Genomic DNA, 18,948 nt, shown 5'->3' on the forward strand with positions numbered 1-18,948 from the left:
GGGCGGGCGACGCGGGTCAGCCGAGGCCGGGCACCTGGGAGACGGCCAGGTCGATGACCTTGATGCCGACGAAGGGCAGGACGAGCCCGCCGAGGCCGTAGACGAGCAGGTTGCGGCGCAGCAGGTCGTGGGCGGAGGCGGGGGTGTAGCGCACGCCGCGCAGGGCCAGTGGGATCAGGGCGACGATGATCAGCGCGTTGAAGATGATCGCGGAGGTGATCGCGGAGGTCGGGCTGTGCAGGCCCATCACGTTCAGGGACCTCAGGCCCGGGTACGTGCCCGCGAACATCGCCGGGATGATGGCGAAGTACTTCGCGACGTCGTTCGTGATGGAGAAGGTCGTCAACGCGCCGCGGGTGATGAGGAGTTGCTTGCCGATCTCGACGATCTCGATGAGCTTGGTCGGGTTGGAGTCGAGGTCGACCATGTTGCCGGCCTCCTTGGCGGCCGACGTGCCGGTGTTCATGGCCACGCCGACGTCCGCCTGGGCGAGCGCGGGCGCGTCGTTGGTGCCGTCGCCGGTCATCGCGACGAGCTTGCCGCCCTCCTGCTCACGCCTGATCAGCGCGAGTTTGTCCTCGGGGGTGGCCTCGGCCAGGTAGTCGTCCACGCCCGCCTCCTGGGCGATGGCGCGGGCGGTCAGCGGGTTGTCGCCGGTGATCATCACCGTGCGGATGCCCATGCGGCGCAGCTCGGCGAAGCGTTCGCGGATGCCGTCCTTGACGACGTCCTTGAGGTGGATCAGGCCGAGCACGCGCGGTCCGTCCCAGTCGTGCACGGCCACCAGCAGGGGCGTGCCGCCGCCGGCGGCCACCGCGTCGGAGTACCGCTGGGCCTCGGGCGGCACCTGGCCGCCGTACCGGCGCACCCACTCGATGACCTGCCCGGCGGCGCCCTTGCGGACGGCGCACACCGCGCCGTTCGGCCAGCGCAGGTCGACCCCGCTCATCCGGGTCTGCGCGCTGAAGGCGACCCAGTGGGCGTTCGCCAGCGCACCCTGGTCCGGCGTGCGCAGGCCGTACCGGTTCTTGGCGAGGACGACGACGGAGCGGCCCTCCGGGGTCTCGTCGGCGAGCGACGACAGCTGGGCCGCCTCCGCGAGGTGCGCTTCCCGGACGCCGGGCATCGGGACGAAGGCGGCGGCCTCGCGGTTGCCGAGGGTGATGGTGCCGGTCTTGTCGAGCAGCAGGGTGTTCACGTCACCGGCGGCCTCGACCGCGCGGCCCGACATGGCGAGCACGTTGCGCTGCACCAGCCGGTCCATGCCCGCGATGCCGATCGCGGAGAGCAGGGCGCCGATGGTGGTCGGGATGAGGGTGACGAGGAGGGCGACCAGCACGGTCGTGGACTGGGCGGCGCCCGCGTAGGCGCCCATCGGCTGGAGCGCGACGACGACCAGCAGGAAGATGACCGTGAGCGAGGCAAGCAGGATGTTGAGGGCTATCTCGTTCGGGGTCTTCTGCCGGGCGGCGCCCTCCACCAGGGCGATCATCCGGTCCAGGAAGCTGTGCCCGGGCCGGGCGCCGACCCGGACGACGATACGGTCGGACAGCACCGTCGTACCGCCGGTGACCCCGCTGCGGTCGCCGCCGGCCTCCCGGATCACCGGCGCGGACTCCCCGGTCACCGCCGATTCGTCCACGGCCGCGACCCCGTCGATGACGTCTCCGTCGGCCGGGATCAGCTCGCCCGCCTCCACGAGTACGACGTCCAGGGGCTTGAGGTCGGTGGCGGCGACGGCCTCCGTGCGGGCGGTGGCGAGGTTCGTGCCGTAGCTCCAGTGCTCCAGCCGCAGCGCCACCGTGTCCGTGCGGGCCCGGCGCAGCGCCTGGGCCTGCGCCTTGCCGCGGCCCTCGGCGACGGCCTCGGCGAGGTTGGCGAAGACGACCGTCAGCCACAGCCAGAGGCTGATGACCCAGGTGAAGACGTCCGGGTGCAGCAGCGCAGACAGCGTGGTCAGGGCCGCGCCGACGGAGACGACGAAGAGCACCGGGTTCTTCACCAGGACCCGGGGATGCAGCTTGTGCAGGGCCTCGGGCAAGGAGCGGACGAGCTGGGCGGGTTCGAACAGCCCGCTCGGCGCCCGGCGTCGCGCCCCGCGCACCGGTCTCGCCCGGCCTGCGCGCTCGGGGTGTGCCGACGGGGTCTGCTCGGGGGCGGCGGGAAGCATGGACACCTTCGTGCCTTCTGGAGGGGGGTGACAGAGGCAGCGAATCTAACCGCGCCCGCCGCCCGATCCGCCCTGCTCAGCGGGGAATTTGCGGCACTCATACGGCTTCGCCGCCGACGCCGTCAAAGGGCCGTCAAACAGACCTGAGGATGCATCAGGGAACCGTCAACGCCGGCCAAGGGTGGCCGGATCCGGTCGCAGACTGATCGTCAACGGGGGACGGGCGACACCGTCCGTGGCGTGACGTTGGAGGGACCGTGACTCTCACGGCCGGATCAGCGCAGAGTCCTGGCACCGAAGAGGAGGCCGGGGAGAGCACTCCGCCACGGAGAGCGGCGGTCGCCCCGCGCGGGGGCAGCCCCGGACCGGGCCCGCGAGGGGGTTCGCGGACGGCCGGACCGGGTCCGGGGCTGCGCCCGCGGCGACAGACCGAGGCCGCGCGCGCCGCTCTGCGCCGCCGCTACTGGGCCTCCGTGCCGGCACGGCTGCGCCTTCTGCGCGCGGCCACGGTCCTGCTCGCGGCCGCCCTCGCCGGGCTTCTGCTGGTGGCGGGCCTGGCCCTGACGGGGACATGGGGCGCCGTGGCCGACCGCGACGCGCCCCGCACCACCAGCGCCGCCGACCTCGACCTGGCCCTGAACGACATGGACGCCCAGGCCGCCAACATCCTGCTGTCCAACGGCGACGCGGGACAGGGGCGGCTGACGACGCCGTACACGAAGGCCGTCGGCCACTACGCCGACGCCCGGCGCGAGATCGGGCACGACCTGCGCACCCTCGCCGTCGCGGCGCAGGGCAGCCGGGCCGACGAGAAGACGGTCGAGTCGCTGACGGACGGCTTCGCCGAGTACCAGGAGCTGATCGGCCGGGCTCTGGAGAACGACGGCCACCACGGCGGCAGACCGGCCGCCCTCGCCGACCACCGTCGCGCCACCGACCTGCTGCGCGGCCAACTCCTGCCCGCGGCAAGCGCTTTGGTGTCGTCGAACGACACGGCCTTCGAAGCCGAGTACACGACCGCCCGCTCTGCCCTCTTTGCGCAGTTCGCCGCCGTCCTCGCGCTCGGCGCGGCGCTGCTCGCCGTGCTCGGCGTCCTCCAGTGGTACGTGGCCCGCACCTTCCGCCGTGTCCTCAATCCCGGGCTGCTGGCGGCGACCTGCTGCACTCTGCTCACGGTGATCCTCGGCGCCCACCTGCTGTCGGCCTCCTCGTCCCACCTGCGGGTGGCCCGGCACGACGCCTTCGACTCCGTCGTCGCCCTCTCCCGCGCCCGCGCCCTCGCCTACGACGCCAACGCCGACGAGAGCCGCTACCTGCTCGACCCGCGGCGCCGCGACCGGTACGCGGACGCCTTCCTCGCCAAGTCCCAGCAGCTGTACGGCCTCACGGGCGCGACCCTGTCGACGTACGACGCACAACTGGCCACCACCTGGCAGGCGTACCGGACCGACCACCACGACCTGCGTTTCACCGGCGAGTTCCGGCGCGAGCTGGACAACATCACCTTCCCCGGCGAGCGGGCCGCGGCCGAGAGGACCGTGGAGACCTACGCCGTCTACCAGCGCGACGACCGCAGGATCCGCGCACTGCTCGCGGCCGGCGAGGAACGCGAGGCGGCCGAGTTCTGCACGGGCTGGGAACCGGGCACGTCCAACGCCCACTTCGAGGCCTGGATGGTCGCGCTGGACAAGGTCACGGGCATCAACCGCGCCCACTTCGACGCGTCGGTGGACAAGGGGCGGGCGGCGGTGAGCGGTCTGCTGCCGTGGATGGGCGTCGGTCTGTCGGCCGTGCTTGCCCTGACGGTCCTGGGCCTGCGCCCGAGGCTGGCGGAGTTCCGTTAGACGTCCGTCAGCCGAGCCTCCTCCAGGTCCAGCGCCCGCTGCAGCCGGCGCCGGGTGGTGTCACTGATGGCGTGGCCGTCGTACAGCCGCTGCAGTTCCGCCGTCTCCACGGCTATCAGGTCCCGGCGCAGCTGCCGGTAGACGAGGTCGGCCGACTCGGTCGCCGTACCCTCCGCCCCGTTGCTCTCGGCCAGCCGGTCCCGGGCGTCCTCCAGGCGGGCGGTGAGGCCGCGGCGCAGGCGGTCCAGGACGACGTCCGAGACGACCTCCAGCTCGGCCAGCTCCTCCAGGCGGGCCAGGCCGGCGTGGGCCAGGTGGGAGCGGGCGCGGGCCTCCTCACGGGCGGTGTGGGCGGGCTCCAGGGCGATGCCGGAGGCGCGCACGACCGGGGCCAGGGTGAAGCCCTGGACGACCAGGGTCACGACCACGACCGACGTGGTCAGGACCAGCACCAGCGGGCGGCCGTCGAGCGGTGTGCCGTCCTTCATGGCCACCGGGATGGACAGCGCGGCGGCCAGCGGCATCACGCCACGGGTGCCGGCCCACGTCAGCACCACCGGGATCCGCCAGTTCATGCGGCTGATCCCGCCCTTGCGCTGCACGACCGCCGACAGCGGCGCGAGCCACAGCAGCCGTACGGCGATCAGGGTGGCGGCGACCGCGAGGGCGTACAGCGGCCAGGCCCGGTCGCCGTGGGCCAGGGCCCGCACCTGGGCGGGCAGGGCCAGCCCTATCAGGCTGAACACCACGCTCTCCAGCAGGAACACGACCGTGCCGTAGACGGCGTGCAGCTGGAGCCTTATCCGGGCGTTGGTGAGGCGGTCGCCCCGGCCGCCGAGGACCACCCCGGCGACCACGCACGACGTCACGCCGGAGGTGTGCGCGACCTCGGCCAGGAGGTAGGCGGCGTACGGGGTGACCAGCGCGATCACCGTCTCCAGGACCGGGTCCTCGGTGCGCCGCCGGATCAGGGTGATCACGCCGGCGACCGCCGCGCCGATCACCGTGCCGCCGCCCGCGAGCAGGAAGAACTCGCCGCCCGCCGAGTCCCAGTGGGCGGCGGCCGAGGCGACGGCGATGCCCGCCGCCACCCGGACCAGCACCAGCGAGGTCGCGTCGTTGAAAAGGCTCTCCGCCTGTACGAGGACCTGCACCCGCGGCGGCAGCGCGAGCCGGCGGCCCAGCGCGGTGACGGCCACCGGGTCGGTGCTGGCCAGCACCGCGCCCAGCACGAACGCCATCTGCCAGGACAGGGGCGTCACGTACACGGCGACCGCGGCGACGGCCGCCGCCGAGGCGAGGACCAGCCCTATGGCGAGGATCCCGACCGGCTTCCACACCGCGCGCAGTTCCCGCCAGGGCATGTCCTCGGCGCTCGCGTACAGCAGCGGGGGCAGCACGACGAGGCCGATGATCTGGGGGCTGATCGCGATCTGCGGGGTGCCCGGCAGCAGGGCCACGGCGAGACCGGCGACCACCAGCAGCGAGGGCGCGGGGATCCGCCAGCGGCGCGCGAACGTGGCGACCAGCGTGGCGAGGACCACGAGGGCGAGAACCGTACCGACGCTGCGCATGCCGTCCCCCGGGGATGCGAGAGGGGATTGCGGAAGCCGCTCCGGCCCCCGGCCGACCAGACTTCCCGGCACACCTGGCCTCACCCTATCGGGCCAGGCCCCGTCAAGACAGTGTCAAGGTCCCAGGGGCCCTCGCCAAGGAAGCGCTAACAAGCGCGCGGGCGGGTCGGGGGAAGCGGCTTCCTTGGAGGAAGCACCTGCGAATCAGTCGAATCAGTCGGATCAGCGAGCGGAGCGCGTCGGCGGCGATGAGTGACGTACGGCCCGGACGACTGAAGGTCTACCTCGGGGCGGCCCCGGGAGTCGGCAAGACCTACCGCATGCTCGACGAGGGACGGCGCCGCGCCGCGCGCGGGGCGGACGTGGTGATCGGGTTCGCGGAGTGCCACGGGCGGCCGCAGACCGAGGCCATGCTCGACGGTCTGGAGGCCGTGCCCCGGGCGTCCTGTTCGTACCGGGGCGGGCAGTTCGAGGAGATGGACCTGGCCGCTGTGCTGGCCCGGCGGCCGCACGTGGCGATCGTGGACGAGTTCGCGCACAGCAACATCCCGGGCGCCGGCCGCAACCCCAAGCGCTGGCAGGACATCGAGACCCTGCTGGACGCGGGTGTCGATGTGGTCACCGCGCTGAACATCCAGCACCTGGAGTCCCTCAACGACGTGGTCGAGAAGATCACCGGGGTGCCGCAGCACGAGACCGTGCCGGACGAGGTGGTGCGGCGGGCCTGGCAGATCGAGCTGGTGGACATGCCGCCGGAGGGACTGCGCCGGCGGATGGCGCACGGGAACATCTACGCCCCCGAGAAGATCGACGCCGCGCTCGCCAACTACTTCCGGCCCGGCAATCTGACGGCCCTGCGGCAGCTGGCGCTGCTGTGGACGGCCGACCGGGTGGACGAGGCGTTGCAGGAGTACCGGTCGCAGCACGGCATCGGCCGGGTGTGGGAGACCCGGGAGCGGGTCGTCGTGGCCCTGACCGGCGGGCCGGAGGGCGACACGCTCGTCCGGCGGGCCGCCCGGATCGCCGACCGGTCGGCCGGCGGGGATCTGCTCGCCGTCCACGTGGCCCGCAGCGACGGGCTCGCGGCGGGCGGGGTCTCGCACGCCTCCCTGGCCCGGCAGCGCCGGCTCGTGGAGGACCTGGGCGGCAGCTACCACTCGGTCGTCGGTGACGACGTGGCCACCGCCCTGGTGGAGTTCGCGCGCGCCGAGAACGCCACCCAGCTCGTGCTCGGCACCAGCAGACGCGGCCGGCTGGCCCGTTTCCTGACCGGACCCGGCACCGGCGAGACGGTCACCGAGCTGTCCGGGGACATCGACGTCCACCGTGTCACCCACGAACGGGCCGGCCTCGGCACCCTGCTGCCGTCCCGCCGCCGTACGCTCTCGACGGCCCGGCTGATCGCGGGCCCGGTGGCCGGACTGGTGCTGCCGGTCCTGATCACGGCCCTGCTCGCCCAGCTGCGCGGCACGCTCAACCTGACCAGCGAGGCCCTGCTGTTCCTGCTCGCGGTGGTCGGGGTGGCCTGCATAGGCGGCGTGGCTTCGGCGGTGATCGCGTCGATCACGGCGTCCCTGCTGCTCAACTACTGGTTCATCCCGCCCATCGGCGCCTTCACCCTGGACGATCCCAACGCCCTGGTGGCGCTGACGGTGTTCGCGGTCGTGGCGGCCACTGTCGCCGCGGTCGTGGACCGCTCCCTGCGGCTGTCGCGCCGCTCCGCCCGGGCCACGGCCGAGGCGGAGACCATGTCGTCCCTGGCCGGCGGCATCGTGCGCGGCGAGGCGACCATCCCGGCCCTGCTGGAGCGCACCCGCGAGACCTTCGGCATGGAGTCGGCGGACCTGGTCGACGAACCCCCGGACGCGGCGCCCGGGTTGACGGCGGTGCCCGCCGGAGCCGGCGCCTGGCTCGCCCTGCACGGCCGTACCCTCTCCTCCTCCGAGCGCCGGGTGCTGGCCGCGTTCGCCGCGCACGTGGGCTCGGCGGTGGAGCGGGCCCGGCTGGCACAGGCGGCCGCCGAGGTGGAGCCGGTGAAGGCGGCCGACCGGCTGCGTACGGCGCTGCTGCGGGCCGTCGGCCACGACCTGCGCACCCCGCTCGCCGCCGGCTGGGCCGCCGTCACCTCGCTGCGCAGCCGCGACGTCACCTTCACGGCGGAGGACCGCGAGGAACTCCTGTCCACCGCCGACGAGTCGATGGCCAAGCTCAACCGCCTGGTGGAGAACCTCCTCGACCTCAGCCGCCTGGAGGCGGGCGCCCTCACCCTGAACCTGCGGGCCACCTCCCTGGAGGAGGTGCTGCCGCCGGCGCTGGCGGACGTGCCGGACGTCGAGGTGGCCGACGTCGAGGCGATCCCCGCGGTCCTGGCCGACCCGCCGCTGCTGGAGCGGGTGATCGCCAACCTGGTCGGCAACGCCGCCCGTCACACCCCGCCCGGCCGGAAGGTACTGGTCACGGCCAGCGCGCTGGCGGGGCGGGTGGAGCTGCGGGTGGTGGACCGCGGGCCGGGCCTGCCCGCCGACGGCCGCGACCGCCTCTTCGAGCCCTTCCAGCGGCTCGGCGACACCGACAACACCAGCGGCCTCGGCCTGGGCCTCGCTCTCGCCCGCGGCCTGACCGAGGCGATGAGCGGCACCCTCAGCCCCGAGGACACCCCGGGCGGCGGTCTGACGATGGTGGTGTCGCTGCCGGTCGCGACCATGGGGAGCTGGTCGACCTCGCCGGCCCGGACCGGCGGACACCGGTGACCGGGAAGCGCCCACATGCCGTAGTCGCACCTACCCGTCGGCCACCTCTTCCCCTATCGGAGTGCCCCGGCTCCACAGCTCTTCAGCGTGTTCCGCGAACCGCGCGAACATGCCCGCGTCACCCTGTCGCCGCAGATGCAGAAGCGGGGAGTCGTGTCCTACCAGGCGGGCCAGGTGAGGAGTCACGAGTGCGTCGTCGTCGAAGCGGAACACGGACAGGGACACGTGGTTCACGGCGTCCTCGGCGCTGCTGCAGCGCGTCTCCAGACCCGGTGGAGTCCCGAGCCGGTCAAGGTGCTCCAGCGTGATCCGAATGCGCGTGGACACACTCAGCGCGACATCTTCGATGGCTTCGCGCTGTCGTGTCACCTCCCCTTCCGGATCGCCGAGAAGGAACCGCACTCTCACGCCCGCTTCGGCCTTCCGGCGCAAAGTCTCGGGGAACTGCGGGATCTGAGTCCAGAAGAAGTAGTTGGTGTAGCCCGCGAGGAAGATCTCCGATTCGGCGCTGTCGATGAGTCCGGACCACACGGCCCCGGGGCAGGCCGAACGGTACGGGTAGCTGTGAATGATCTCGCGGTCGGTACCGGTCTTGATGCGATCCTTCACGGTCTGTGGCCACAGCATCTCTTCATCCACTCCCAACGCCCGCGCGGCGTCCTCACGGTTCCTTGCGTGCGGGGTCAACGCCGCGTCCCCGAGCCATCGTTCCACTTGCTTCAGCGATACCCCCACCCGGTACGCCAGCTGTCGCGGCGTCAAGCCCGCTTCGGTCAAAGCCGTCCGCAGAGCGGTGTTCAAAGTCAACCCCCATGACGCAGACGTTTGGGCCTTCTTTGACCCTAGTCACGGAAAGCCCAACTGTCCCCGGGTATGCGGAGATACGTCCACCAGGGAAGTGCACGATCCCTGTCATGACTGAGCCGAAGCGATATGCAGAGCATTCCATCAGGCCGTTCCACAGCACCGCTCGCCTTGTCGGGCTGCTACTGCGGTTACTGCTCCCCGGACCTGGGCGCCGCCGAGTACCCACCTCGCACTCCGTGGCACCGCCACGGGACATGCCCACCCGTTCTCTCCCGCACATCCCCAAGCTGCGGGGTGAGGACAACAGTCTTGTCCGCCCTTACCTCGTCGCGCACGAGCGGCGCGAGGAGGAACGGCGACCGCGAGCGCGGCGGCGGACGCTGATGCTCGCAACGTACGGAATCGACATCGGCCCGCGCCGGATTCACGGCGTGGAGATGCCGACCTGATGAGCTACGACCGGAACAGCCTCCCCGCGCCGTCTCCCCGTTTGCGACTGCTGCCGTGGGCGACCGACACCGGAAAGTCGTGCTTCCTGTCCACCAACGGCACACCCGGTGCCCTGGCTCGGATCGCGGACAGGATCGAGGCGGACCAGTTGCGCGACGGTGCCGTCGTCCTCACGGGCGCCCAAGCCGTCTTGGACGACTGCAAGGCGGGCGAGTACGCGGTACGTCTGGCTCTGCGGGCAGTTACACAGTGCCTCGGCGATGTGTTGCGAATCGCCGACAGCAGAGGCGCCCGCCTGTCACGACCGGGCAACGCCGACGACTGTGAGGGCGATGGGCAGGGCGACGACCACGGGCCGCGCGCGACATGGGCCGAGGTCAGCGAAGTCAGGCAGGACCCAACTGAAGTGAAGGAGAGGGCGATGAACGCACGCATCGAACTGCACGACCAGCCGGGCGAGGACGACGGTCACCCCGGCCAGCCCTGGCAGCCTCCGCAGGATCCACCGAGCCCTGACGGTTCCAGCCCCGAGGGCGACGGGAAGCACCGTAAGTGACAGCGGACGTTCTTCGTACGGACCGCCCCGGCCGCAAGGAGCTGGGGCGGGTCCTCATGGAGGCCGGCGCGCTGTCCTCGGACTGGGCGCCGACCTTCGCGGCCGTCGACCGAGCCATGTTCCTCCCAGATCTGATGTGGCCGTACGACCTGGAGACCCGCGCGAGTACGACCGTCGACAGGCGGGAGGACCCGGACGCCTGGTACGCGGCGGCGGACCGCAACGTCCCCATCGTGACCCAGTGGGACGACGGCGCCCACCACGGTTCCGGCCCGGGGAAGCTGTCCACCAGTTCGTCGTCCATGCCCGCCACGGTCTACCTCCTGCTCCAGGACCTGGCGGTGGAGGACGGCATGCGCGTGCTGGACGTGGGCACGGGCACCGGTGAGACGGCCGGTGCACTGACCCACCGGCTCGGGCCCGGCAGAGTGACGACCGTCGAGGTGGACGGGGCCGTGTCCGGGACGGCCCGTGAGCGCCTGTGCCTGCATGGGCTGTACCCGGAGGTGGTCGTCGGCGACGGGTTCGAGGGACACCCCGAGGCAGCGCCGTATGACCGGATCCTGGCCACGGTGGGTGTCCGGGAGATCCCTGTCGCCTGGGTCCGGCAGACCCGGCCCGGGGGCATCATCGTTGCGCCATGGGGCACGCACTACGGCAACGCGGATGCCATGGTCCGTCTGGAGGCCAAGGGGGAGGTGGCGACGGGACGTTTCACCCGACGTGTGGAGTTCATGAAGCTCCGTACGCAGAGAGGCCCCAAGGTCGCTCCCGACGACTACCTGTCCGTGGGCCCCCTGGGGGATGCCGACAAGTCCAGGACGTCCCTGACCGAAGCGGAGTTCCTGACCGGGCAATGGTCTGACCTGCCGTTCGTGCTCGGCCTCCGGGTGCCTGCCTGTCGCCAAGCCGTAGCGGAGAAACGCGACGGCGCACGGCCCGTGTGGTTCTACGGCCTGTCGGATCTCTCCTGGGCGTGCGTGATGTTCAGGGACGGGGAGCCGGAGGCGGAGGTCTGGCAGTCAGGCCCGCGCCGCCTGTGGGACGAGGTGTCCTCCGTCCACCGATGGTGGCGGGGCCAGGGGTCTCCTGACGTGACCCGGTTCGGCCTCACCGTCACCTGGCAGGGGGAGCATGCCTGGCTGGACGACCCGAGGGAATCCTGGTCGGTCTGACTCCCGAGCGACCCGCCCTTGTGTTCCCCCGAGGCGCATGGGTGGGCCTCTCCCTTTGTGTGGCGTCGCGGAACTCACATGAACAGCCGTTCACCACCGGGGTGGTGACGATCACTCGATGTCCAGGGGCCCGATGCCCAGATCCTCGCGCATGCGGTGACGCATCTGAGCCATGGCCGCGCGCCTTCGCGCTATCAGGGGCGCTGCCTCGGCGGAATCGACAGCCACCCCTCGGGCGTAGGCGTCGCGTATCGCGCGCAGGCTGTGGAACGCCTCGTTCCCCGCTGCCACGACCTGCGGCGGACCCACGAGCCACAGACGCTCACTTGCTGTATAGATGCCGGTGCTGCGGACGGCTTCCCGCACAGCCGCATCGCGCGCCGACTGGGACATGTGATCGCCCAGGGCGACCGCCCGTATCTCTTCACCTGCGGCTTTGAGGGCAGAAACGAACTCCGTGTACACCTCGCGCCGTACTTCCAGCGCGTGTCTGGCCTCCTCCCGTTGCCACCGGCTGCGATCGGCGATCAGCGTGGCCGCGATGCCGATGACAGCACCGGCCAACGTCGAGAGCAGGGGCATCCAGTCCATGTGCGGAGCTTGTCCGACCCAGCGCGTCGGCACCAGAGGCTCATGACCGGCAGTCACAGGACACTTCTTGGCCAGGGGCACAGGGGGGCGCCGGCTGAGCCGGGTCAGGGTCGCCGCCGCGGCGGAAACAGCGCGCTCAGCGCCCCGCACACCGCCGCGCCGAAGAGCGGCCCGCCCCACGGCAGCCCGCCCGTCCGGTGCGTGACCGCCGCGTACGCGAGGATGCCGAGGCCACCGGCCAGCAGGAAGCACACGGCGTTGCGCAGGCCCAGCCACCAGCGGGGGCGAACCGTTCGTGAGTTCATGCCGGACATGGTGCACTCCGCCGGATCAGGTCTCACTCCAGCCCCGACACCCTGAACACCCCCAGCGCCGTCTCCCTCTCCACCCGGGACGACAGGCGGTGCAGCGCGGTCTCGCCGCACAGCAGCAGTCCGTCGGCCGTGGCCTGCCGTGCGCCCTCGGCGAGGTGGTGCCACAGCCGCGGGTCGCGGAGCAGGACCTCGGGGTCGATCTCGACCCGGCCGTCCCACGCGTCCCGCAGCAGCAGCCGTTGGGAGACACCGTCCAGGACGCGGACCGAGATCAGCAGGTCGGTGCGGACGCGGTGTTCGCGGCCCAGCCGGCGCGAGGACAGCCAGTTCGGGCCGGCGGTGACACGGGCGGGACACAGCACGGCGAACAGCAGGACGGAGAGCGCCAGCCACAGCGCCGTACGCCACAGGGCGGCACGGCCGGTGGCCCAGTCGAGCAGGAGCAGCAGGACGAGGGGCAGGGCGGCGCAGCGGACGGCGCTCCACCGCTCCCGTGTCCAGTCCTGGTCGTCCGCGGTCGCGCCGGGGCCCGTCATGCCGCTCACGGTACAGACCTGCGGAAGCCGCCTCGCGCACCTTGACACGGTTCTGACGCGGACCCCCGTCAAGGTCACGTCAAGGCGGGCCGGTTGGGCGCGAAGATCCCGCAAGGACCGGTCGGATGCGGCCGGAATCGGACAGAACCTGGGTGCGCCCGCGCACGCAAGGCCGCGCACGAACAAGGAGCACGCCCATGTCCGTCCTGACCACCGAGCAGCCGGATGCCGTCCCCGCCGGCGAGGAGCCGCCTGATACCGGCGAACGCCACCGGCTGACGGCCGTCACGGGGCTCGCCGCCCTCTCGCTGGACGCGATGGCGTCGGTGGCCTACGGCCCCGAGGCGATCGTGCTGGTCCTCGCGGCCGCCGGTGCGCACGGACTGGGCTTCACGATGCCCGTCACACTGGCCATCGCCGCCCTGCTCGCCGTGCTCGTGGCGTCCTACCGGCAGGTCATCGCGGCCTTCCCGGACGGCGGCGGCTCCTACGCCGTGGCGAAGACGCATCTGGGCGCGCGGACGAGCCTGGTGGCGGCCGCCTCGCTGGTCCTGGACTACGTGCTCAACGTCGCCGTCGCCGTCACCGCCGGCGTGGCGGCCCTGACCTCCGCCTTCCCCTCCCTCTACGCCGACCGGCTGTGGCTGTGCCTGGCCGTGCTCGTCCTGATCACGGGCGTCAATCTGCGCGGCATCGTGGAGTCCGCGAAGGCGTTCATCGTGCCGACCGTCGTCTTCGTCGGCTCGATCTTCGTCCTCATCGCCGTGGGGCTGTTCCGCTCCCACCCGGTGAGCACGGCGACGGCGGCCGGGCACGCCTCGGTCCTCGCCGACAACGCCTCCTCCGTGGGCACGCTGCTCCTGCTGAAAGCATTCGCCTCCGGCTGTGCCGCACTGACCGGCGTGGAGGCCATCGCCAACGCCGTGCCCTCCTTCCGGGTGCCGCGCGTCCGGCGGGCGCAGCGGGCCGAGGTCGCGCTCGGCGCCGTACTCGGGCTCATGCTGATCGGCCTGTCGGTGCTGATCGGCCGCTTCCACCTCCAGCCGGTCGAGGGCGTCACCGTCCTCGCCCAGCTCGCGGACGCCTCCTTCGGCCACCACTGGGCCTTCTACGTCGTCCAGTTCGCGACGATGCTCCTGCTGGCCCTGTCCGCGAACACCTCCTTCGGCGGGCTGCCCGTGCTGCTGAAGCTGCTGGCCCGGGACAACTACGCCCCGCACGTGTTCGCCCTGAAGGCCGACCGCCAGGTGCACCGGCACGGTGTCCTCGCGCTCGCCGTCGTCTCGGCCGCGCTGCTGGTCTTCTCCGGCGGCGACACCAACACCCTGGTGCCGATGTTCGCGATCGGCGTCTTCGTCGGCTTCACCATCGCGCAGGTGGGCATGGTCCGGCACTGGTGGCTCCAGCAGGGCCCGGGCTGGCGCGGAAAGGCTCTGCTCAACGGCTTCGGCGCCGTCCTCACCGGCGTCGCGACCGTCGTCGTCACGGCGAGCAAGTTCACCGAGGGCGCCTGGCTGATCGTCATCGCGCTGCCGCTGCTGGTCGTCGCCTTCGAGACCGTGCACCGCGCCTACGGCCGGATCGGCGAGCGCCTCGGGCTCGGCCGGATCCCGCAGGCCCCGCACCGCGACCGCTCGCTGGTGGTCGTGCCGGTGTCCACGCTGTCCCGGCTGACCTCCGAGGCGCTGACCGCGGCCGCCTCCCTCGGCGACGAGGTCCGCGCCGTGACCGTCTGCTACCCCGACCCCGAGGACCGGGCCCACCTGCACGCGCTGGAGCGCGCCTGGGCCGACTGGGACCCCGGCGTGGAGCTGGTACGGCTGTCCTGCGCCCGGCGCACCCTCGGCAGGCCCATCGCCGCGTACGTCCGCGAGGTGGCCGCCGCCGAACCGGGCACCCGGGTCACCGTGCTGATCCCGGAGGCGGAGCCGGAGCGGCTGTGGCAGCGGCTGCTGCAGAACCAGCGGGGCGCGGTCGTCGCCCACGCCGTACGCCGGGAGACGGACGCGGTGATCTGCCGGCTGCGCTTCCGGCTGTGATCACAGGGCTACCCACCGGTATGGGCCAGGGGTCGTAAGAGAGCCGTCAAAGGCGTCAGCAGGGCCGTATGAGAGCCGTCAACGGGCGACCGGATCCGGCCAGACAGACGCTTTCCTCGTACACGTCCGTTTCAACCGAACCTCACTCCAGGAGTTCGCGATGGCCGATCTGGCCTTCGTCGTCACCGTGCTCGCGGGTTTCGCGCTGGTGGCCCTCGTCGCCAAGGGGGTGACGAAGCTGTGACCGCCGAGAACATCGTCGGCCTCGTCGTGGCCGTCGCCCTGCTGGGCTATCTCGTCCTCGCCCTGATCTTCCCGGAGAGGTTCTGAGAACAGACATGGGTCCCGTACTCGCAGCCGTGCTCCAGCTGCTCGCCCTCATAGGCGCGCTGGCGCTCGTCTACGTCCCCGTCGGCAACTACATGGCCAGGGTCTACGAATCGCGCACACACCTGCGCGTCGAGAAGTGGATCTACAAGGCCATCGGCGCCAACCCCGACGCCGAGATGACCTGGCCCGCGTATCTGCGCGGCGTCCTCGCCTTCTCGGCCGTCAGCGTCCTCTTCCTCTACCTCCTCCAGCGGCTCCAGGGCGTCCTGCCGGGCTCGCTGCACTTCTCCTCGGTCAACCCGGCGCAGTCGTTCAACACGGCCGTCTCGTTCGTGACCAACACGAACTGGCAGTCGTACTACGGCGAGCAGACCATGGGGCACGTGGTGCAGACCGCCGGTCTGGCCGTGCAGAACTTCCTCTCGGCCGCCGTCGGCATCGCCGTCGCCGTCGCCCTCGTGCGCGGCTTCGCCCGCTCGCGCACCGGTGAGCTGGGCAACTTCTGGGCCGACCTGGTGCGCGGCACGCTGCGCATCCTGGTGCCGGGTGCCGCTCTCGCCGCGATCGTGCTGGTGGCGTGCGGCGCCATCCAGAACTTCTCCGGCATCCACGAGGTCGGCCAGTTCATGGGCGGCTCGCAGCAGTGGAACGGCGGCGCGGTCGCCTCCCAGGAGGCCATCAAGGAGCTGGGCACCAACGGCGGCGGTTACTTCAACGCCAACAGTGCCCACCCCTTCGAGAACCCGACGCCCTTCACCAACCTCTTCGAGATCTTCCTGATCCTCGTCATCCCGTTCGCGCTGACCCGCACCTTCGGCGTGATGGTCGGCAACGTGAAGCAGGGCTACGCGATCCTCGCCACGATGGTCACCATCTGGCTGAGCTTCACCGTCCTCATGATGTGGACCGAGTTCGCCCACCACGGTCCGGCGCTCCAGGCCGCGGGCGGCGCGATGGAGGGCAAGGAGACCCGGTTCGGCGTCGGCGGCTCCTCGATCTTCGCGGTGGCGACGACGCTCACCTCGACCGGTGCGGTGGACTCCTTCCACTCCTCCTTCACCGGTCTGGGCGGCGGCATCGCGATGCTGGGCATGATGCTGGGCGAGATCGCACCCGGTGGTACCGGCTCGGGCCTGTACGGCATGCTGATCATGGCGGTCATCGCGGTGTTCATCGCCGGTCTGATGGTCGGCCGTACGCCCGAGTACCTGGGCAAGAAGATCGGCGGCCGCGAGATGAAGCTCGCCGCCTGCTACATCCTCATCACCCCCGCCCTGGTGCTGGTCTTCACGGCGGCCTCCATGGCCCTGCCGACCCCGCCGCACTCGATGCTGAACTCCGGCGCGCACGGGTTCTCCGAGGTGCTGTACGCGTTCACCTCGGCGTCGAACAACAACGGCTCGGCCTTCGCCGGTCTGAACGCGAACACCGACTGGTACAACACCATGACCGGACTCGCGATGCTCCTCGGCCGCTTCCTGCCCATGATCTTCGTCCTGGCGCTGGCCGGCTCGCTCGCCGAGCAGAAGCCGGTCCCGGAGACGGCGGGCACCCTGCGCACCGAGAAGCCGCTGTTCACCGGCCTGCTGGTCGGCGCGATCCTGATCATCACCGGTCTGACCTACTTCCCGGCCCTGGCCCTGGGTCCGCTCGCGGAGGGACTGGCGTCATGACCACTGGCATAGACAAGCAAGAGGACTCGATGTCCACAGCCACTCCCACCCGGGCGCCGCACAGCGACGTCCCCACCGGGCACAAGCCCGCCGAGGGCCGTGTCGGCGCGGGCCTCTTCGACCCCAAGGCACTGGTCAAGTCCCTGCCGGACGCCTTCCGCAAGCTCGACCCGCGGGTGATGGTCAAGTCGCCCGTGATGTTCGTGGTGTGGATCGGCTCGATCCTGACCACCGTCTTCTCCTTCCAGCACCCGGGCGACTGGTTCGGCTGGACCATCAGCGCCTGGCTGTGGCTGACGGTGATCTTCGCCAACCTCGCGGAGGCGGTCGCCGAGGGCCGCGGCAAGGCGCAGGCCGACACCCTGCGCAAGGCCAAGACCGACACCGTCGCGCGCCGGCTGCTCGCGGACGGCACGTCCGAGGAGGAGGTGCCCGGCACCGCGCTGACCATCGGTGACCTGGTCGTCTGCGAGGCCGGGGACGTCATCCCCGGTGACGGCGACGTCGTCGAGGGCGTCGCGTCCGTGGACGAGTCGGCGATCACCGGCGAGTCCGCGCCCGTCATCCGTGAGTCCGGCGGTGACCGGTGCGCCGTCACGGGCGGTACGAAGGTGCTGTCCGACCGGATCGTCATCAAGATCACGACGAAGCCCGGCGAGACCTTCATCGACCGGATGATCAACCTGGTCGAGGGTGCGGCCCGGCAGAAGACGCCGAACGAGATCGCGCTGAACATCCTGCTGGCGTCGCTGACCATCGTCTTCCTGCTGGCCTGTGCCACGCTGCCGCCGTTCGCCACGTACGCGGGCACGCACCTGACCATGGTCGTGCTGGTCGCCCTGCTGGTCTGTCTGATCCCGACCACCATCGGCGCGCTGCTCTCCGCGATCGGCATCGCGGGCATGGACCGGCTGGTGCAGCGCAACGTGCTCGCCATGTCGGGCCGCGCGGTCGAGGCCGCCGGTGACGTCTCCACGCTGCTGCTCGACAAGACCGGCACCATCACCCTGGGCAACCGCCAGGCCGCCGAGTTCGCGCCGGTCCGCGGCACGACGGAGGCCGAGGTCGCGGACGCGGCCCAGCTGTCCTCGCTGGCCGACGAGACCCCCGAGGGCCGCTCCGTCGTCGTCCTCGCCAAGGAGAAGTACGGGCTGCGCGAGCGGCACCAGGGCGAGCTGGCCGGCGCCGAGTGGATCGAGTTCACCGCCCAGACCCGTATGTCGGGTGTGGACGTCGACGGCCGCAAGATCCGCAAGGGCGCCACCGCCTCGGTGATCGCCTGGGTGAAGGACGAGGGCGGCACCGTCGCCGAGGACGCCGACGCCATCGCCAACCGGATCTCCGAGGCGGGCGGCACCCCGCTGCTCGTCGCGGTCAAGGACGAGCGGGGCGCCCGCGTCCTGGGCGTCATCCACCTCAAGGACGTCGTCAAGGAGGGCATGCGGGAGCGGTTCGAGGAACTGCGCCGCATGGGCATCAAGACGGTCATGATCACGGGTGACAACCCGCTGACCGCCAAGGCGATCGCGGAGGAGGCGGGCGTGGACGACTTCCTCGCCGAGGCCACCCCCGAGGACAAGATGGCCCTCATCAAGCGGGAGCAGGCCGGCGGCAAGCTCGTCGCGATGACCGGTGACGGCACCAACGACGCGCCCGCGCTCGCCCAGGCGGACGTCGGCGTGGCCATGAACACCGGCACGTCGGCCGCCAAGGAGGCCGGCAACATGGTCGACCTCGACTCCAACCCGACCAAGCTGATCGAGATCGTGGAGATCGGCAAGCAGCTGCTGATCACCCGTGGTGCGCTAACGACGTTCTCCATCGCCAACGACGTCGCGAAGTACTTCGCGATCATCCCGGCGCTGTTCGCGGCGGTCTACCCGGGCCTGGACAAGCTGAACATCATGCACCTGTCCTCGCCCGACTCCGCGATCCTGTCGGCCGTCATCTTCAACGCGCTGATCATCATCGCGCTGGTGCCGCTGTCCCTGAAGGGCGTGCGCTACCGGCCGATGAGCGCGGACAAGATGCTCCGCCGCAACCTCGGGATCTACGGCATCGGCGGCCTGATCGCGCCCTTCATCGGCATCAAGATCATCGACCTGCTCATCTCCCTCATCCCCGGAATCGGCTGATCGC

15 protein-coding genes are annotated in these 18,948 nt (G+C 71.3%); 9 read left to right on the forward strand and 6 right to left on the reverse strand.

From position 1 onward, the window contains the following. Nucleotides 1-16: 16 nt before the first annotated feature. Complete coding sequence (gene kdpB / locus ACZ4MF_RS06270) at nt 17-2,170, reverse strand: potassium-transporting ATPase subunit KdpB (RefSeq protein WP_467490678.1); 2,154 nt, start codon at nt 2,168-2,170, stop codon at nt 17-19. Nucleotides 2,171-2,427: 257 nt separating this feature from the next. On the opposite strand from kdpB (ACZ4MF_RS06270), the gene ACZ4MF_RS06275 reads away from it, so the two are divergent. Beyond that, nucleotides 2,428-4,014, forward strand: a complete 1,587-nt coding sequence (locus ACZ4MF_RS06275) for a hypothetical protein (RefSeq protein ID WP_467490284.1) — start codon at nt 2,428-2,430, stop codon at nt 4,012-4,014. Here ACZ4MF_RS06275 and ACZ4MF_RS06280 read toward each other — a convergent pair. Continuing rightward, entirely contained in the window at nt 4,011-5,588 is a 1,578-nt protein-coding gene (locus tag ACZ4MF_RS06280; protein WP_467490286.1) for a Na+/H+ antiporter, read from the reverse strand. The two genes, ACZ4MF_RS06275 and ACZ4MF_RS06280, sit on opposite strands and share 4 nt — an antisense overlap. A 248-nt stretch (nt 5,589-5,836) precedes the next feature. Between ACZ4MF_RS06280 and ACZ4MF_RS06285 the strand changes: the two genes are divergently transcribed. Further along, complete coding sequence (locus tag ACZ4MF_RS06285; RefSeq protein ID WP_467490288.1) at nt 5,837-8,338, forward strand: ATP-binding protein; 2,502 nt, start codon at nt 5,837-5,839, stop codon at nt 8,336-8,338. 30 nt (nt 8,339-8,368) lie between these two features. Here ACZ4MF_RS06285 and ACZ4MF_RS06290 read toward each other — a convergent pair whose 3' ends face one another. Continuing rightward, nucleotides 8,369-9,139: an XRE family transcriptional regulator gene (locus tag ACZ4MF_RS06290; RefSeq protein WP_467490290.1), complete on the reverse strand. Its 771-nt coding sequence runs from the start codon at nt 9,137-9,139 to the stop codon at nt 8,369-8,371. 260 nt (nt 9,140-9,399) lie between these two features. Between ACZ4MF_RS06290 and ACZ4MF_RS06295 the strand changes: the two genes are divergently transcribed. The 3 genes from ACZ4MF_RS06295 to ACZ4MF_RS06305 are packed head-to-tail and all read left to right on the forward strand — an operon-like array spanning nt 9,400 to nt 11,326. Then, the gene (locus tag ACZ4MF_RS06295; protein WP_467490292.1) at nt 9,400-9,594 is read left to right on the forward strand and encodes a hypothetical protein; all 195 of its coding nucleotides are present in this window, start codon (nt 9,400-9,402) and stop codon (nt 9,592-9,594) included. After that, nucleotides 9,594-10,151: a hypothetical protein gene (locus ACZ4MF_RS06300; RefSeq protein ID WP_467490294.1), complete on the forward strand. Its 558-nt coding sequence runs from the start codon at nt 9,594-9,596 to the stop codon at nt 10,149-10,151. The genes ACZ4MF_RS06295 and ACZ4MF_RS06300 overlap by 1 nt, the downstream gene beginning before the upstream one ends. After that, nucleotides 10,148-11,326 carry a methyltransferase domain-containing protein gene (locus ACZ4MF_RS06305; RefSeq protein WP_467490296.1) on the forward strand — a complete coding sequence of 393 codons (1,179 nt, stop codon included), beginning with the start codon at nt 10,148-10,150 and terminating at the stop codon, nt 11,324-11,326. Before ACZ4MF_RS06300 ends, ACZ4MF_RS06305 begins: the two co-directional genes overlap by 4 nt. A gap of 111 nt (nt 11,327-11,437) precedes the next feature. Here the strand turns inward: ACZ4MF_RS06305 and ACZ4MF_RS06310 are convergent, their stop codons facing one another. The 3 genes from ACZ4MF_RS06310 to ACZ4MF_RS06320 form a co-directional block, all read right to left on the reverse strand. Then, nucleotides 11,438-11,917 (reverse strand): hypothetical protein, encoded by a 480-nt coding sequence (locus ACZ4MF_RS06310; RefSeq protein ID WP_467490298.1) that lies wholly within the window; start codon nt 11,915-11,917, stop codon nt 11,438-11,440. A 104-nt stretch (nt 11,918-12,021) separates the two neighbouring features. Continuing rightward, nucleotides 12,022-12,222, reverse strand: coding sequence for a hypothetical protein (locus ACZ4MF_RS06315; RefSeq protein WP_467490300.1), 201 nt, complete (start codon nt 12,220-12,222; stop codon nt 12,022-12,024). Nucleotides 12,223-12,254: 32 nt separating this feature from the next. Further along, on the reverse strand, nt 12,255-12,767 hold the full coding sequence (locus tag ACZ4MF_RS06320) for a hypothetical protein (protein WP_467490302.1): 513 nt from the start codon (nt 12,765-12,767) through the stop codon (nt 12,255-12,257). 197 nt (nt 12,768-12,964) lie between these two features. Between ACZ4MF_RS06320 and ACZ4MF_RS06325 the strand changes: the two genes are divergently transcribed. From ACZ4MF_RS06325 to kdpB (ACZ4MF_RS06340), 4 genes are all read left to right on the forward strand, one after another. Then, nucleotides 12,965-14,806, forward strand: coding sequence for an APC family permease (locus tag ACZ4MF_RS06325; RefSeq protein WP_467490304.1), 1,842 nt, complete (start codon nt 12,965-12,967; stop codon nt 14,804-14,806). A gap of 240 nt (nt 14,807-15,046) precedes the next feature. Beyond that, nucleotides 15,047-15,136 (forward strand): K(+)-transporting ATPase subunit F, encoded by a 90-nt coding sequence (kdpF, locus tag ACZ4MF_RS06330; RefSeq protein WP_016434100.1) that lies wholly within the window; start codon nt 15,047-15,049, stop codon nt 15,134-15,136. Nucleotides 15,137-15,144: 8 nt separating this feature from the next. After that, complete coding sequence (gene kdpA / locus ACZ4MF_RS06335; protein ID WP_467490306.1) at nt 15,145-16,809, forward strand: potassium-transporting ATPase subunit KdpA; 1,665 nt, start codon at nt 15,145-15,147, stop codon at nt 16,807-16,809. A gap of 29 nt (nt 16,810-16,838) precedes the next feature. Continuing rightward, complete coding sequence (gene kdpB / locus ACZ4MF_RS06340; protein ID WP_467490680.1) at nt 16,839-18,944, forward strand: potassium-transporting ATPase subunit KdpB; 2,106 nt, start codon at nt 16,839-16,841, stop codon at nt 18,942-18,944. Nucleotides 18,945-18,948: the final 4 nt, after the last annotated feature.

The sequence above is a fragment of the Streptomyces sp. NPDC025793 genome, assembly GCF_055558375.1.

Coding starts and splice junctions, on each gene's coding strand:
- ACZ4MF_RS06320 (WP_467490302.1), bottom strand. CDS start 12,767: ATGACGGGCCCCGGCGCGACCGCGGACGACCAGGACTGGACACGGGAG.
- ACZ4MF_RS06325 (WP_467490304.1), top strand. CDS start 12,965: ATGTCCGTCCTGACCACCGAGCAGCCGGATGCCGTCCCCGCCGGCGAG.
- ACZ4MF_RS06315 (WP_467490300.1), bottom strand. CDS start 12,222: ATGAACTCACGAACGGTTCGCCCCCGCTGGTGGCTGGGCCTGCGCAAC.
- kdpA (WP_467490306.1), top strand. CDS start 15,145: ATGGGTCCCGTACTCGCAGCCGTGCTCCAGCTGCTCGCCCTCATAGGC.
- ACZ4MF_RS06280 (WP_467490286.1), bottom strand. CDS start 5,588: ATGCGCAGCGTCGGTACGGTTCTCGCCCTCGTGGTCCTCGCCACGCTG.
- ACZ4MF_RS06310 (WP_467490298.1), bottom strand. CDS start 11,917: ATGGACTGGATGCCCCTGCTCTCGACGTTGGCCGGTGCTGTCATCGGC.
- ACZ4MF_RS06300 (WP_467490294.1), top strand. CDS start 9,594: ATGAGCTACGACCGGAACAGCCTCCCCGCGCCGTCTCCCCGTTTGCGA.
- kdpB (WP_467490680.1), top strand. CDS start 16,839: ATGTCCACAGCCACTCCCACCCGGGCGCCGCACAGCGACGTCCCCACC.
- ACZ4MF_RS06285 (WP_467490288.1), top strand. CDS start 5,837: ATGAGTGACGTACGGCCCGGACGACTGAAGGTCTACCTCGGGGCGGCC.
- kdpB (WP_467490678.1), bottom strand. CDS start 2,170: ATGCTTCCCGCCGCCCCCGAGCAGACCCCGTCGGCACACCCCGAGCGC.
- ACZ4MF_RS06295 (WP_467490292.1), top strand. CDS start 9,400: ATGCCCACCCGTTCTCTCCCGCACATCCCCAAGCTGCGGGGTGAGGAC.